12 protein-coding genes, 1 pseudogene and 1 other annotated feature are annotated in these 15,641 nt (G+C 31.9%); of the genes and pseudogenes, 5 read left to right on the top strand and 8 right to left on the bottom strand.

The window, feature by feature from the left end; all coding sequences use genetic code 11:
- Positions 1 to 135: 135 nt before the first annotated feature.
- Positions 136 to 2,139 carry a methyl-accepting chemotaxis protein gene (locus N4T77_RS14440; protein ID WP_261672522.1) on the top strand — a complete coding sequence of 668 codons (2,004 nt, stop codon included), beginning with the start codon at positions 136 to 138 and terminating at the stop codon, positions 2,137 to 2,139.
- A 194-nt stretch (positions 2,140 to 2,333) separates the two neighbouring features.
- Complete coding sequence (locus N4T77_RS14435; RefSeq protein WP_261672520.1) at positions 2,334 to 3,506, top strand: SH3 domain-containing protein; 1,173 nt, start codon at positions 2,334 to 2,336, stop codon at positions 3,504 to 3,506.
- A gap of 88 nt (positions 3,507 to 3,594) precedes the next feature.
- On the opposite strand, the gene N4T77_RS14430 is transcribed toward N4T77_RS14435, so the two are convergent.
- The 7 genes from N4T77_RS14430 to sufC form a co-directional block, all read right to left on the bottom strand.
- Positions 3,595 to 3,795 carry an alpha/beta-type small acid-soluble spore protein gene (locus N4T77_RS14430; RefSeq protein WP_261672518.1) on the bottom strand — a complete coding sequence of 67 codons (201 nt, stop codon included), beginning with the start codon at positions 3,793 to 3,795 and terminating at the stop codon, positions 3,595 to 3,597.
- Between the two features lie 289 nt (positions 3,796 to 4,084).
- Positions 4,085 to 4,933 carry a phage holin family protein gene (locus N4T77_RS14425; RefSeq protein ID WP_261672517.1) on the bottom strand — a complete coding sequence of 283 codons (849 nt, stop codon included), beginning with the start codon at positions 4,931 to 4,933 and terminating at the stop codon, positions 4,085 to 4,087.
- A gap of 130 nt (positions 4,934 to 5,063) precedes the next feature.
- Positions 5,064 to 5,495 (bottom strand): Fe-S cluster assembly sulfur transfer protein SufU, encoded by a 432-nt coding sequence (gene sufU / locus N4T77_RS14420; protein ID WP_261672516.1) that lies wholly within the window; start codon positions 5,493 to 5,495, stop codon positions 5,064 to 5,066.
- Entirely contained in the window at positions 5,482 to 6,723 is a 1,242-nt protein-coding gene (locus N4T77_RS14415; protein ID WP_315903171.1) for a cysteine desulfurase, read from the bottom strand. Before N4T77_RS14415 ends, sufU begins: the two co-directional genes overlap by 14 nt.
- A gap of 23 nt (positions 6,724 to 6,746) precedes the next feature.
- Entirely contained in the window at positions 6,747 to 7,949 is a 1,203-nt protein-coding gene (gene sufD / locus N4T77_RS14410) for a Fe-S cluster assembly protein SufD (RefSeq protein WP_261672515.1), read from the bottom strand.
- 12 nt (positions 7,950 to 7,961) lie between these two features.
- Positions 7,962 to 9,368, bottom strand: a complete 1,407-nt coding sequence (gene sufB, locus N4T77_RS14405) for a Fe-S cluster assembly protein SufB (protein ID WP_315903170.1) — start codon at positions 9,366 to 9,368, stop codon at positions 7,962 to 7,964.
- 26 nt (positions 9,369 to 9,394) lie between these two features.
- A complete protein-coding gene (gene sufC / locus N4T77_RS14400) occupies positions 9,395 to 10,129 on the bottom strand; it encodes a Fe-S cluster assembly ATPase SufC (RefSeq protein WP_261672514.1) in 735 nt (244 codons plus the stop codon).
- A gap of 482 nt (positions 10,130 to 10,611) precedes the next feature.
- Here sufC and N4T77_RS14395 point away from each other — a divergent pair, with 482 nt between their 5' ends.
- The gene (locus tag N4T77_RS14395; protein ID WP_261672513.1) at positions 10,612 to 12,309 is read left to right on the top strand and encodes a methyl-accepting chemotaxis protein; all 1,698 of its coding nucleotides are present in this window, start codon (positions 10,612 to 10,614) and stop codon (positions 12,307 to 12,309) included.
- 83 nt (positions 12,310 to 12,392) lie between these two features.
- Here N4T77_RS14395 and N4T77_RS14390 read toward each other — a convergent pair whose 3' ends face one another.
- Positions 12,393 to 13,313 carry a lipopolysaccharide assembly protein LapB gene (locus N4T77_RS14390; protein ID WP_261672511.1) on the bottom strand — a complete coding sequence of 307 codons (921 nt, stop codon included), beginning with the start codon at positions 13,311 to 13,313 and terminating at the stop codon, positions 12,393 to 12,395.
- A 105-nt stretch (positions 13,314 to 13,418) separates the two neighbouring features.
- On the opposite strand from N4T77_RS14390, the pseudogene N4T77_RS20220 reads away from it, so the two are divergent.
- Together N4T77_RS20220 and N4T77_RS14385 are read left to right on the top strand one after the other, a co-directional pair.
- Positions 13,419 to 13,628, top strand: a pseudogene (locus tag N4T77_RS20220) (heat-shock protein); the annotation flags it as partial.
- Positions 13,629 to 13,745: 117 nt separating this feature from the next.
- Positions 13,746 to 13,984, top strand: a binding site (T-box leader).
- Between the two features lie 261 nt (positions 13,985 to 14,245).
- Positions 14,246 to 15,565 (top strand): dicarboxylate/amino acid:cation symporter, encoded by a 1,320-nt coding sequence (locus tag N4T77_RS14385; RefSeq protein WP_261672510.1) that lies wholly within the window; start codon positions 14,246 to 14,248, stop codon positions 15,563 to 15,565.
- Positions 15,566 to 15,641: the final 76 nt, after the last annotated feature.

The following is a 15,641-nucleotide window of genomic DNA, read 5'->3' as shown; positions in this document are numbered from 1 at the left end:
TTTGACATAAAGTGATATAATAATATTTAACTATATTGTATAAATATAATAACGGTGGATATAAAAACACCTAGGTTCTTAACCTTGTTTTATATATATTTGACTAAATTGATATTGCAGAAAAGAGGGATACAAATGAAAAGTTTAAAGGTTAAACTTCCTATTGTGGTAAGTGCATTATGTCTAATTTGCCTTCTACTTTCACTTACTATTAGCTATTATATTTCTTATAACACAGTTATCAAACAAGCTCAGCAGCATTCTATTATAACTGCTGAAAAGTATTCTGAACAGCTTAATGGCTGGCTTACACAGCAGGGTGAGATAGTTGAGGAAATGGCAAATGATCTTCAGTACTATGATTCTTACGACAGTGATAGGTTATTAAACTACTTTATAGCAAAGCAAAAATCAAATCCAAATGTATTGTGTTTCTACATAGCCTTTAAAGATAAAAGTATGATATCCGGTGATGGTTGGATACCTCCTGCTGACTATAATCCAGCTGAAAAAGACTGGTATAAACTAGCTTTAAATAGTGATAAGATAACTTATACCAAACCTTATTTAGATTCAACTACTAAGAAAATGGTTATCTCTATTTCAAAATCTATTAAAAAGGATGGCTCTGTAATAGCAGTAGCTGCTGCAGATATTTATGTAGATTATTTAACTACAGTAGTTGAACAAGTTAAAGATGTAGAAAATAGTTATGGTTTTTTACTTGACGCTAGTTATGATTTTATAGTTCACCCAAATAAAGACTTTCAATGGACAGAGGGTAACTCCAAGAATATGTCACAGGTTGTAAATGGATTATATAAAACAATGGTTAGCAACATCCGTAGTGGATCAACTAAAGTGTTTTTACAGGAGGACTATGATGGAAAGGAAAAATGCTTTGTTTATGAACCTTTAAAGTCCACTGGTTGGATTATTGGAATTTCAACGCCTGTAGAAGAATATAAGAAACCACTGAATTCATTGATTAAAGGGTTTATTGCAGCATTGATTATATCGCTTTTAATATCTATTGCTGTTACTATATTTGCTACAAATAGATTCTTAAAAGGAATTTTAATATTAAATAAAAATACGAAAAAGCTTGCAAAGGGAAATTTGACAGAAGAAACTACTTTTTATAGCAAGGATGAAATAGGAGACCTTAGCAGAAGCTTTAATTCTATGATATTAGATTTAAAAAAGATCATAGAAAACATTATTTCTACCTACACTTCAGTAAATACTGCATCTGTAGAACTTAAAGACCAAGCCAAATTTGTAGCCAATATGTCTACAGAAATTTCTGGAGCTGTAAACGGAATTGCTGCAGAATCAACTAATCTTTCCGTAAATGTCAATAGCGGAAAGGAGTTTTTAGACAATTTTGCTAATAAGTTAAACGTAATAAATAATAACATTACAGAAATAAAGGAAAAATCTGATCATACAAATGAAGTTGTACACGGTGGTCTATATAACTTAAACTATTTAAAGGAACTAGAAAACAAAAATATTGAACAGTCTGAAAAGATCTATGAAATAATAGGCGTATTTAATGAAAATGTAAAGGAAATCGAAAGTATGACTGCGTCTATTTCTGGCATTGCCACTCAGACAAATTTACTTGCTCTTAATGCTTCTATAGAAGCTGCAAGGGCTGGCGAGCATGGAAAGGGCTTTGCTGTAGTTGCGGAACAGATAAGGAAACTAGCTGAAGAATCTTCCAGGGCAGTTAAGAATATAGATGAGTTGCTAAATAAAGTAAAATCTGAATCTAAACTATCTGAAGAGATTAAAAATCAATCTATAGAGCTAGATAAGAATAGACAAGCTATTAATGATAGTATATTTAAGGACTATAATAATATAGAACTCAATATAAACTCAACAATTAATAGTATTGAGCACGCATATTCGCAGATTAACAGCATAGATAACGACAGTAATCAATTAAAACTTCTTATGCAAAATATCCTAGACACTTCCTCAGAATTTAATGCTGCAACAGAAGAAGTTTCTGCTTCTACAGAAGAACAAGTAAGTGTTATACAGTCAATAGTTGATAAGCTAGAAAATTTGGTTATATCTATAGAGTATCTAAATGAATCTGTAAAAAAATTCAAGATCAAAAAATAGAGTTAGGTTTTTACCTGACTCTATTTTTCTTATAACTTAATTACTGTTAAAACCCACAACCTTATCTCCTTCATCTCCCCCTGTAATCATTAAGAATCCTCTCTCAGTGCCATAATTTGATTATTGATAACTTTTACTATCCTAATTTATAATAACATCATAGATTTATATTAAGGATTAAAAGGAGGTCTTCAATGAAAAAAATCAGTTCTCTAATAATTGGTATTCTATTTGGAATAACTACAGTAGTTGCTCCTATTAAATCTGTCAGTGCCAATACAGTGCAAAATCCAATAACAAGAAGTGAAGCTGAGGAAAGAGCTTTAAAGATAATAAACTTAACATGGACATATGATAAGAATAAAAATGGAAACTTAAACCCAAAGTACACCTCTTATGTGACTGCTCCAAGCCAATTTGATAATGTAACAACTGCTCAATTTACTGGTATACCTTATAACTGGGGTGGACAAGACTCCCTAGACTCAAAATCCATCAATGCTCCTTGGACAAACTTTTTAGACGGGGTTAATAAAGGTGCTTATACAGGAAATGTGAATACAGAAGCTGGAATGGGATATATATCAGGAACTGCCGGTATTGACTGTTCTGGATTTGTACAAGCAGTCTTTAATATACAGGATTATAAAATATCAACTTCAACTATGTTTGACAAATATTTTAAAAAAATAAGTTTAAATGAGCTTAAGCATATGGATATATTAAATAGAGCTGGAGATCATGTTTTAATTTTTGATAAATGGGGTACGTTAAACGGAATTTCTGGTGCTTATACCTATGAATCTACCTGGGAACAAATTTTTGGTGGAATTCAAGGAACAAAAAAATATTTTGTTACTATGGATGATATAAACAACGGCTATGTACCTGGCAGATATATAAATATTGTAGATGATAGTAACAGTTCAAATTCTTCACAGCAATCTTCTCAAAGTCCTGTTAAAGCTGGTCAGTTTGCTCAGGTGACAAAGGTCACTTATTCAGCATATTTTAAAGCGGCACCTTCTGATGATGCTGCCTTACTAGGTACTGTTCCAAAGGGAACTATACTTTATCTAATTGACCAGGCCAATGGATGGTACCTGGTGAATTACAACGGAAAAACTGGATGGGTATGGGGTGAGCTTTTTACCTCTATACCAAGTGGTAAATATGTGACAATTAATAATGTGTACCAACTAAATATAAGAAGTAATCCATCAAGTACTGCTTCCATACTTGGAGTATTAGGTAAAAATCAATATGCAGAAGTACTAGACTACTCAAAGGATGGTAACTGGGTAAAGATTAAGATAAATGGAATAGAAGGTTTTTCATCTAGAAAGTATTTAAATTATATATACTAAATTGCTAAATAACCTTATTGCAAATTATAAATTTAATGGAAAAGAGCCAAGTACTAGTTATACTTGACTCTTTTCTATTAATCGTATACTATTTTAAGCCTTGTTCGTAAGCTTCAACCATCTTTTTAACCATGTTTCCACCTACAGATCCAGCTTCTCTAGCTGTTAAATCTCCATTATAACCTTCTTTTAAATCTACTCCTACCTCTCTAGCTGATTCCATTTTAAATTGATTTAATCCTGCCTTTGCCTCTGGTACTAATACTCTATTACTATTTCTATTTGCCATAATATGTTCCTCCTTATAATTTTGTTATTTTATGATGTTTCCTTGTTGTAATATAAGTTTGTGCAAATTTAGGCTTATTAAACTATTAAATTATTTGTAAAAATAGCAATAACTCCAATGAATAAATTTTATAAGTCTGGTTATACTTAATACTGTTGCTATAATAAAATTCCTTTAATTATATCCATAATTTAATCTAAAAAACAACTCAGTTCACGCTGAGTTGTTTTTTAGATTATCCTCCCTAGTTAAATATATAAAATGGCAATCTCTAAGGGCCACTAAGTTATTAAATAATTTTATAAGCATCCACTATGGTTTCATATAATAACACTAATATACTATCAATTAATTCATCCTTTTTATCCTCAATACTTTTTTCCGAGTAGCAAATCTCTTCAACCTTTTTTAATAGTTTGTTTCTTTTTGACTGATGAATTTTAAAAAACTTTTCAACACATTCCTTACAAATCTTTTCGCTTTCAAATTCCTGCTCCATTTCTCTAAACCCTAGTTCTATTAAAGATAATACTTTGTAATATAACCTTTCCTTATTAGAATCATTTCCACTAATATCCTTGTCTATCTGTTCAGATATAAGTTTCCATGTCCTAAATTTTATATCTAGTAACATCCTAATATTCTTTTCCTTGAAATTTGGCAATTGATATTTTATAATATCATCAATTTCTATAATATCTTTTTCATTACTTCTTCTTGCCTCTAACACTTTATCGAAGCCTGCAATCTTTAAATTACTAACGATGATTGAAATGAAGTTTGATGGAATAGGCACTCCTAATATAGTCAGGTTCTCCAGTATACTTATGGTTTCTGATACAATAAGGAAGGCTAACATTAATTGGGATAACAGTGTAGTAGTAATAAAGGCAAGCATTCCAACCTCTAGCAATCTTACGCTTATTATAGCTGTTGTATATAGTACTACCTTTTTAACAAACTTCAAAAAACCTCTGCTACCTACACGATTGTACTTTATTGCTACCTTTAATCCTAACATTGTATCTACAATAATTAAAATAAGTAATATTAAACTAGAAACCTGAAATGTACTTAAATCCTTTAATTTATCTAAAACTAGCAAAGAATTGAAGGTTTCTTGAAAAACTAAGCTCATTATAAACACCTGACTTCCCTACCTACAAATTTTAGTTTGTCCAACTATTTCAATTTATTATATGTTAGACATGAACATTTGACATACAATAAATAAAATAACTCCCCTAAATTTTAGGGGAGCTTCAACGTTATCTTTCTTTTATTCCTTCCTTTAGAGTATGCCATGGCAACACAGCACATTTTACTCTGGCAGGCATAGTTGAAATATTTCTTAAAGCTATAGCGTCTTCCAATTTTTCTAGTTGTTCCTCTTCTGTAATTTCCTTTTTAATCATACCTATGAAGGTGTTTACATATTCTAGAGCCTCTTTCTTAGATTTACCTTTAATAATATCTATCATTATAGAAGTAGATGCCTGAGAAATTGCACAACCACTTCCCTGAAAAGCTGCATCTTTAATAATATCACCTTCAAATTTAAGAGAAAGGGTTATATCATCTCCACAGCTGGGATTATGCCCTCTTTCCCTGCAGTCAGCATGCTCTAAATGCCTTTTATTATGATTACTTTGGTTGTGCTCCATAATTATTTCAGAATATATAGAACTAAGATTCTCCATACCCTAACCACTTCCTTACATTCTCTATACTTTCAATAAACATATCTACTTCTTCAATAGTATTATAAAAGTAGAAGCTTGCTCTGGAGGAAGACCCAATACCTAAGTACTTCATAAGAGGTTGTGCACAATGGTGACCAGCTCTTACCGCTACCCCATAGCTATCTACAATACTAGACACATCATGAGGGTGGACTCCTTCTATATTAAAGGATATAAGACCACCTCTATTATTTATATTCTTAGGTCCATACACAGTTATATAAGGTATTTCTTTTATCTTACTTAGTGCATATTCTGTAAGCTCTTTTTCATATTCTGCAATGTTATCCATGCCCACTGATTCTAAATAATCTATAGCTGCAGATAGTGCCACTGCACCCTCAACATTTTGTGTTCCTGCTTCAAATTTAAAAGGTAACTCAGCAAAGGTTGAATTCTGCTCTGTAACATATTCTATCATATCTCCACCTCTTAAAAATGGCGGCATACTTAATAATAACTCTTCTTTTCCGTATAGAACTCCAATCCCCATAGGCGCCAATGCCTTGTGTCCTGAGAAAACAAAGAAATCAGCATCAATATCTCTTACATTAACTTTCATATGAGGTACACTCTGTGCTCCATCAACTACTACAATAGCTCCCTTTTTATGGGCATATTTAGTAATTTCCCTTATAGGATAAATTGTTCCAAGGACATTAGACATTTGTGCTACTGCTACCAACTTTGTTTTATCGGTAATCTTGCTTTTATATTCTTCTTCTAAAAGTCTTCCTTCCTTATCAGTATACATATATTTTAGTGTAGCATTTTTGGCCTTAGCCACCATCTGCCAAGGCAGAATATTACTGTGATGTTCGGATATAGTAACTACAATTTCATCTCCTGGTTCTATAAAAGTCATCCCATAGGTATAAGCAATTAGATTTAAGGATTCAGTAGTATTTTTAGTAAATATTATTTCTTTAGTTTTTTCCGCTCCTATAAAATTTTTAACCTTCTCCCTAGCTTCTTCATAAGCCTCCGTTGCTGCTACACTTAGATAATGAGCTCCTCTGTGGGGATTTCCGTTAAGCCTTTCGTTATAATTGGTTATTGCCTTAATAACAGATTTAGGTTTATGAGTGGTAGCCCCATTATCTAGATAAACTAAATTTTTATTATTTACCTGTAGTGAAAGGATAGGAAAATCTGCCCTTATCTTATTTACATCAATTTTGCTCATATTATTCCTCCAATTATAATTAGTTAACAAGTAACATCATCTATAAGCCTCTTTTTTAACTCTTCTTCTAAAAACTCTCTTAGTTCTAACACTGGTACTTTCTCAAAAATCGGACTAAATCTGGCTTCTATCACTAGCTTCTCAGCTTCCTTTTCACTAAAACCCCTGCTCATTAGATAGAACAATTTAGCCTCGTCTATTTGTCCAACTGTTGCTGCATGTGCCCCTTCCACATCATCCTCTTCACATAATAGCATTGGAATTGAGTCTGTTTTTACTTTAGGACTTAGTAAAAGTACATCTTCTTCCTGTGATCCTTTAGATCTTGAAGATCCTTTTTTAAAATCTATATTACCTCTGAATACTTTTCTTCCCTCGTCCTTTACTACACCTTTAATCTCCATATTACTTTCACTTCTCATTCCTCTATGATTTGCTGTGTAGTAAATATCTTGCTTTCCAGTTCCATCCACAAGATATGCAGAGTATAACTGTGAGACGCTGTTGTTACCTTCAAGATTTGATATGTAGTTAGTTACGTTAATTTTACTTCCTAATTCAATTATTACCCAATTAACCTTAGCGTCCCTTTCCACAAAGGCAACATTGGAATCAAAATGCATTGATTTATCATTCATTCTCTGAACTTTGACTATTGTAACTTCTGAATTTTCCTTTGCAAACACCTTTGTAACTCCATTGTGAAACCCGTCATAGTAATCTTTTGTACTATAATCTATAACAACAGTTACCTTACTGCCCCTTTCTGCCACCACTATGTTATGATCTACAGTTGTAGGATTTTTTTCATCCATTTCAAAGCTCAGTCTAATAGGAGATTCTACTCTTTCATTCTCATAACTTCTAACATACACACCGGTGTTAAAGTTATATTCACCTAAGGCTATAAACTTATCTGATATTCCAAAGCTATCTTTTAAATTTATTAGCTCTTCTATGTCCTCTACTACCCATAATGCGTTTTTAGTTTCTAAAACTACTGCTTTGTCTAAGGTGTCATTTTCTAAGTTTATATAGTCTTTATTAAAAGGTTCTATCTTAGGAAGGTGGAAACTTTCTAAATTAAAGTTATTCACCTTTAAATGTTTCCAAGCAGGAACCGCTGTCTGATTTAATTTTTGGTTCTTTTCTCCATTTATTGAATTTAGAATTTCCGAAATATCATCATACTTATTATTTAAAGCTTCTCTCATACTAAGATTCATTTATCTCACCCCTTACCCTATAGTTCCTTCTAATTCTAACTTGATTAGATTGTTCATCTCCACCGCATATTCAAGAGGAAGTTCCTTGGCTATAGGTTCTACAAAGCCCCTAACTATCATTGCCTTTGCTTCTTCTTCACTTAGTCCTCTGCTCATTAAGTAAAATATAGCCTCATCACTTATCCTGCCTATTTTAGCTTCATGACCAATATCTATACTATCATTAGCAACACTTATAACCGGTACAGTATCTGATCTTGATTGGTTATCAAGCATTAAAGATTCACAAGATACTGTGGCTTTAGCATGGTGAGCATTTGGAGTGGCACTTAGAAGTCCTCTGTATAAGGCAACTCCACCATTTTTAGATATAGACTTTGAATTTATGGTAGAAGTTGTATGTGGTGCTGCATGGACTACCTTAGATCCAGTATCTAAGTGTTGACCTGATCCTGCAAAGGTGACTCCTGTAAATTCTGATTTAGCACCTTCTCCTCTTAAAATACTCATAGGGTAAAGCATTGACACCTTGGATCCAAAGGAACCGGATATCCACTCAATAGTTCCCTTTTTATCCACCACTGCTCTCTTTGTATTTAAGTTGTACATGTTCCTAGACCAGTTTTCTATAGTGCTGTATCTAAGGGTTGCTTCTTCCTTTACAAATAACTCTACACAACCAGCATGCAGATTGTTAACATAGTATTTTGGAGCAGAGCATCCTTCTATATAATGAATTCTTGCTCCCTTTTCAACTATAATTAGGGTATGTTCAAATTGTCCTGCTCCTGGAGCATTTAACCTAAAGTAAGACTGAATCGGTATATCCACTTGAACGCCACCAGGTACATATACGAAGGAACCTCCTGACCATACCGCGCCGTGAAGGGCTGCAAACTTATGATCACTTGGTGGTACAAGCTTCATAAAATATGGTTTTACTAATTGCTCATATTCCTTTACTGCTGTTTCCATATCCATATAAAGCACACCTTGGCTGGTTAACTCTCTGCTTACATTATGATAAACAACTTCTGAATCGTACTGTGCGCCTACTCCTGCCAGTGACTGCTGCTCAGCCTTTGGGATTCCTAATAAATCAAAAGTTTTCTTTATATCTTGAGGAACCTCCTCCCAATCATGTTTCATATTAGTGTTAGGTCTAATATAGGTTATTATATTATCTACATCTAACTCTGTTAGATCCGGTCCCCAAGATGGCATAGGCATACTATTATATATTTCTAAAGACTTAATTCTAAAATCTCTCATCCACTGAGGTTCATTCTTCTCATCAGATATCTGTTCTATTATTTCTCTTGTTAGCCCTTTTTCTGTCTTATAACTGTATTGAAACTCATTTTTCATATCATAAATGCTGCGTTCTATATCCTCAATGTAAGTTTTTCTCTTTTCCAACTTCTACACCTCTTTTTTAAAAGTTTCTATAACTGTCCTCTTATTGAATCATATCCCTTTTCTTCAATCTCTCTTGCTAAAGAAATATCTCCAGTTTTTACAATTCTTCCGTCCATTAAAATATGAACATAGTCTGGTTTTAGATACTCTAACAAACGGTTGAGATGAGTTATTATAAGAATTGAATTTTCTTCGTTCTTTAATTCTTTAACACCTTCTGCTACAACTCTAACAGCATCTACATCTAATCCTGAATCTGTTTCATCTAAAATTGCAAGCTTTGGCTCAAGTAATGCCATTTGAAGTATTTCGTTCTTCTTTTTTTCTCCACCAGAAAACCCCAAATTTAAATATCTTTGAGCATAGTTTTCATCAATTTTTAAAAGTCTCATCTTTTCCTTTAGTACTTTCCTAAACTGTATGACATTTTGAACCTTTCCTGACACTGCCCCCTTTGCTGTGCGCAGAAAATTTTCTACTGTTATTCCTGGTACTTCTTCCGGATATTGAAAGGATAAAAACATCCCCTTTTTTGCCCTTTCATTTACCTTTAATTCATTAATCACTTCTCCTTGAAAAATTATTTCACCCTCTGTAATTGAATACTTTGGATGTCCCATTAATATATTTGCAAGGGTTGATTTTCCAGCACCATTAGGCCCCATGATTACATGTATCTCACCTTTTCCTATTTCTAGGTTCAATCCTTTTAGTATTTCCTTATTTTCAACACAGGCTCTTAAGTTGTTTATTTTTAACATCTTAGTTATCTCTCCTTTATAACCGAGTATTTTACTCTGAATTCAGATTAAAAATACTTATGTATTTTCTCTTCAGTGGATAAGTAGAAAAAGTATATCCTTATTTTTATATAAAAGATTGGCGGCTATATCTCTACTTATATCCGACTATTTTAGTATGATTTATTTATATTTTACTACTAACTGTAAAAATAATCAATAATAATTGTTATTATTTGATACTTAGTTTTGTTTTATACTATAAATGTAGAATTTAAATGTTAATTTTTGAATTTGTTACATGAAATTAATATTTATATTTCTAGACTACATAATTATATAATTTATGCTGTTATTGTACTTTATTCATTATTACTTTATAATTATATTGGAAGGTGTTGGTTTTTTAGGATTGTTTTGTAAACGGGTGCAAATGATATATTGCCTTTAAACTAACATATTATTTTCACTTTAAAACAATAAAACTTTACAGGGGTGATACAATGTCAAGGAAGGTTAAAAATCTAAAAATAGCAACTATGGTTTTTTTCTTAAACTTCTTATTAATAGCTTTTATGCTAGTTATTGGTATTCAAGGGTTTTGGAATATGAAAACAATAAATAACAATATGACTTCCATGTACGATGACAATTTAATACCCATATCAAGACTTGGCGGAATTAGAGGAAATTTTTTAAATATAAGGATTCAATTTACTAAGGCTTTTTTTCAATATGATACAACCGTTGATGCCAAGATAAAAGAATACGATGCAAATGTGCAAAAAAGAATAAAAGAGTATGAGTCTACTAATATCAAACCTGAGGAAGCTGAACAGTTAAAGCTGTTCAAAGATAACTATTCTGAGTACATGAAAGCTTGGGAGCAGGCAAAGATTAAGCTAAGTAAGGATGAAAAGTTATCCCATGAAGATTATAAAGTATTCTCCGATATAGGCACTAAAGGAGAGGATATTCTTGTAAAGCTAAGAAATTATAATGAAAATGCCGCTGATAAAACCAATAAAAGAAGTAACAGCATTTACTCTAACATTGTAAAACTTATGTTAGCCACATTCCTGACATCAATTGTCATATCTTTAATAGTAAGCTATCTTATATTGCAGATTATTAGAAAATCCTCTGAAGAGATGATAACAAATTTAGAAACAGTTTCTTCCGGTAATTTCACAATAAATATAGATGTAGAAAGCACAAATGAATTTGGAATTATGAGAAAATCTCTTTCGAAAACCGTTTCCAATATTTCCACCATAATTAAAGCTATTGAAGAGAAATCAAAAATCATTGACACTCAATCTGAAAACTTATCTACTATATCTGAGCAAATGTCGTCATCCTCTGAAAACATAGCTTCTGCAATAGAAGATGCTGCTAGAGGTACAAGCTCTCAAACTGAAGAATTAGTAAATATAACTGCTATACTAAATGAATTTAGCAAAAAATTAGACTCAATTGTGAAAGCAATTAAAAATGTAGATGTAAATTCTAAAGGAATTAGTTCAATGGCCAATGAAAGCAATGATAACATGAATATCCTAATTGAGTCTGTAAGTGAAGTAAGCGTAACCTTTAAAGAATTTATTGCTAAAATTTCAAGCCTTGGACAAGATATAAACAAGATTAATGAGATTACAACCTTTATAAATAGTATTTCCGATCAAACAAATCTACTTGCATTAAATGCTGCTATTGAAGCAGCAAGAGCTGGAGAGGCGGGAAAAGGATTTTCCGTAGTAGCTGAGGAAATTAGAAAGCTTGCAGAACAAAGCAAGGCATCACTGGAAAACATAAATAAATTAGTAAAAGGTATTTCTGATAACTCTAATATAATATTAAATTCAACGGATAAGATGAATAAAGAGTTAAATAATCAAATGAATATCATAGATATAACTACCAACTCCTTTAAAACAATCATAGAAGCCATCAATGCAATAATACCTCAAATAACTCACATTAATACCTCCACCATAGCTCTTAGTGCAGACAAAAATGTAATTTTAGAAAAAATAGAATCCTCTTCCTCTATATCAGAAGAAATATCTGCTTCCACAGAACAAGTTTCTGCTTCTGCTGAGGAGATGAGCTGTTCTTCAGAGGAAGTTGCCTCTTTTGCACAAAAACTTAGTAAAATGACAAAAGAAATGATGGAACAAGTTAATAAATTCAAACTGTAATGTTCAAAATCATGCTAAAATTAATTCTTAAAAATAATGTACTGTAAAATTAAGACAAGCCTACTTTGAATAGCAGACTTGTCTTAACTCTTTATTAATCTCATATATTCTTCAGTATTTTTTAAAGGATTTAATTCTTCATCTTCTTTTATATACTTCACAAAGCCAGGATATAGTTTTACAGCTTCATATAAATCCTCTATTGCTTCCTGTAATTTATCTATATGTACATAAAAACAGGCTCTATTATAATAAAGAAAACCTTCTTCTGGATTATTATAAATTCCAGCAGTAATAATCCTTATTGCACTTTCGTATTCTTTTCTTTCTTTGTAGATTATAGATAAATTTAAGTAGCTATAGGCGTACTTAGGATTTTCTGATATAGAAAGCTTGTAGAAACTTATAGCTTCATCATATCTATTTAACCTTCCTAACACCACTGCCATGTTAAATAGAGCAAGATAATGATTGGGATCAATTTCTAAGCTGTGCTCTAGCATTTGTAGCGCTAATTGATACTGGCCTTGTTCTTCATATATAGCACTTAAATTAGTATAAGCCCAAAAATCTTTGCTATCCATATCTATAACTTTTCTGTAACAGTCAATGGCCTTTTCCTTCTGACCTATTTCATCGTAGGCTCCTGCAAGAAAAAAATAGGCTCTATTATATTTAGGATTTATTTCAATAGCTTTAAGATAATAATCTACAGCCTCTTTATATTGTTTTTTATTGTCATATATTATTGCTAGTCCGTAATAAGCCCTTTCATCCCTGGAATTAATTCTTAATACCTCTCTATACTTTTCCTTTGCAAAACCATATTGTCCTAACTCATCATAAAGCAGAGCCATGTCAATTAAAAGTTCTGTATCTTTGTTTCCATCCTTACAATTGTACGCTTTTTCATAAAAACTAAGAGCCTTATCTATTGACCTCTCACTATAAAACTTTTTAGCAATAACTTTATAATTATCTATTTTATATTTTTCACTATTCATACTGCTACCCCTTATTGAATTAAGTTAACATAATTATACTTCATATTCTATTATAATAACATAAGTAAATATATAAATTATCAAAGTTTTAGGAGGGATTTAAAATTGTTTGATATGGTACCTTTTAGAAAGAATAATTTAACTAGAAGAGATGATTTCTTTTCACCATTTTAAAAAAACTTCTTTGATGACGACTTCTTCTCAGCAATGAGTACTATACAAGGAAGTTTTAAAGTTGACCTAAAAGAAACAGATGCAAATTATTTAGTTGAGGCAGAATTTCCTGGAATTAAAAAAGAAGCTATTGATATAGACTAGTAGTGGTTTATTTTTCCTGGACAGCCTAACGGTTTTAATTTATAAAAGCTATTGCTTTTTGTAAAATATCACTGTATAATAAACACATGTTAAATCTGATTAGTTTAATATGAATTAAATGCAGTGATCAGGAAAAGTAAACTATATGAATCATTCAGAGAGAAGCTCACTTGGTGTAAGAGCTTTATGTAGGATTATTGTTGAAGTGCCCCTGTGAGCATTAGGCCGAATCATAGTAGGCTGCTACGGGTTCTCCCGTTATAGAGATATGGTATTACTGTACCAAATTAAAGATGGGCATAAACATGCCTAATCAGAGTGGAACCGTGGAAGTATAATCTTCTGCCTCTGTAAATTATTACAGAGGTAGAAGATTTTTTATTTTGCAATAATACTCTTTTGCATTGTTTCTATGGCTTCTACAATTAATTTATAGCTAAGCTACTTTCGCTTCATTGCATTACAACTATATATCAATAAAGCGAAATTTATACATAAGCTTAATAAAATTCAGGTAAATATTAAATTACCCTGAATTAAATCTTACAATATAACACAAGCGCGCAGTGATATATTGTAATCTAAATAAAAATATATTAATAGGAGTGAAATTTATGAATCCAAATTACTTAAGTTTGTTAGTGGCAGTATTGATGTTATTATTTTTGTATTTCTTAAAAAAGAAAAATGTAAGCTTTGGAAACAGAGTGTTGATTGGTATGGTTCTTGGTGTAGTAATTGGACTAGTATTTAAGAAGAATATTCAGTCCGTACAACCAATTGGTCAAATATATGTAAGTTTAATTAAGATGTTAGTAATACCTCTAGTTGTTCCTACAATAATCTCCAGTATTACTTCTTTAGATAGTACTGAAAAATTAAAAAAGGTTGGAACTAAAACCCTTGTTTGGCTTTTATCTACTACAGCTGTAGCAGCTATTATTGGAGTTGTAGTAGCTCTTGCAATGGATCCTGGTGCTGGTATTAAATTTGCGAAGGATGCAAGTTTTAAAGCTAGAGAAATCCCTACTTTCGCAAAAGTTTTATTAGACATGGTTCCATCTAACCCTGTTTCTGACATGGCTAATGCTAAGATTATTCCTGTAATAGTATTTTCAATAATAATAGCTGTTGCAATGACAATTGAAGGAGCTATAAATCCTGAAGTTGTTAAACCAGTTAAGAGTTTCTTTAACTCATTTTCTCGTATAATGTTTAGAGTTACAGATATGATATTAGAAATAACTCCTTATGGCGTTCTTGGACTAATGGCTTCTGTTACTGGACAATATGGAATAGCTACCCTTCTTCCATTAGGAAAGATGATTTTAGCGGTTTATATAGCTTGCATACTGCAGGTTGCCCTTGTACACGGAAGTTTATTAGCTTTTGTAGTTAAAGTTAATCCTATTACTTTCTTCAAAAAAATCTATGAAGCTCAAGTAGTTGCCTTTACTACAAGAAGCAGTTACGGAACTTTACCTGTTACTATAAAATGCTTAACTCACAAAGTAAAGATATCTGATAGAGTGGCAAGCTTTGTAGCTCCAATGGGAGCTACAATGGGAATGAATGGTTGCGGTGGTTTATATCCTGCAATTGCCGCTATCTTTGTAGCAAGAGTATTTGATGTTCCTATGACAATAACTGGCTACATACTTCTAGTAGTAGTAACTACAATAGCTTCAATTGGAACTGCTGGAGTACCTGGAACTGCTTCTATCATGGCTACAGTAGTAATGGCAGGAATGGGCCTACCTATTGAAGGTATTGCAATGCTTATGGGAGTTGACACAATAATAGACATGGCTAGAACTGCAACAAATGTAACCGGTGCATCAGTAGTATCTCTATTAGTGGCAAACTCTGAAGGTGAATTTGATAGAGAAGGCTTTAATAAAGAAGAAACAAAGGAATTCAAAGTAAGCGCATAGTAAATCTCAAAAGATAACTAGTTTTAAAAGCTAGTTATCTTTTTTTATACTTAAAATCAAGATTATTTTCCTTTGA

The organism is Clostridium sp. CX1, assembly GCF_025398335.1.
GTDB classification, from domain to species: domain Bacteria; phylum Bacillota; class Clostridia; order Clostridiales; family Clostridiaceae; genus Clostridium_AM; species Clostridium_AM tanneri.
This window is presented reverse-complemented; position numbering and strand designations above follow the sequence as displayed.

Coding starts and splice junctions, on each gene's coding strand:
- sufC (WP_261672514.1), bottom strand. CDS start 10,129: ATGTTAAAAATAAACAACTTAAGAGCCTGTGTTGAAAATAAGGAAATA.
- N4T77_RS14395 (WP_261672513.1), top strand. CDS start 10,612: ATGTCAAGGAAGGTTAAAAATCTAAAAATAGCAACTATGGTTTTTTTC.
- sufD (WP_261672515.1), bottom strand. CDS start 7,949: ATGAATCTTAGTATGAGAGAAGCTTTAAATAATAAGTATGATGATATT.
- N4T77_RS14390 (WP_261672511.1), bottom strand. CDS start 13,313: ATGAATAGTGAAAAATATAAAATAGATAATTATAAAGTTATTGCTAAA.
- N4T77_RS14415 (WP_315903171.1), bottom strand. CDS start 6,723: ATGAGCAAAATTGATGTAAATAAGATAAGGGCAGATTTTCCTATCCTT.
- N4T77_RS14440 (WP_261672522.1), top strand. CDS start 136: ATGAAAAGTTTAAAGGTTAAACTTCCTATTGTGGTAAGTGCATTATGT.
- N4T77_RS14435 (WP_261672520.1), top strand. CDS start 2,334: ATGAAAAAAATCAGTTCTCTAATAATTGGTATTCTATTTGGAATAACT.
- sufU (WP_261672516.1), bottom strand. CDS start 5,495: ATGGAGAATCTTAGTTCTATATATTCTGAAATAATTATGGAGCACAAC.
- N4T77_RS14425 (WP_261672517.1), bottom strand. CDS start 4,933: ATGAGCTTAGTTTTTCAAGAAACCTTCAATTCTTTGCTAGTTTTAGAT.
- N4T77_RS14430 (WP_261672518.1), bottom strand. CDS start 3,795: ATGGCAAATAGAAATAGTAATAGAGTATTAGTACCAGAGGCAAAGGCA.
- N4T77_RS14385 (WP_261672510.1), top strand. CDS start 14,246: ATGAATCCAAATTACTTAAGTTTGTTAGTGGCAGTATTGATGTTATTA.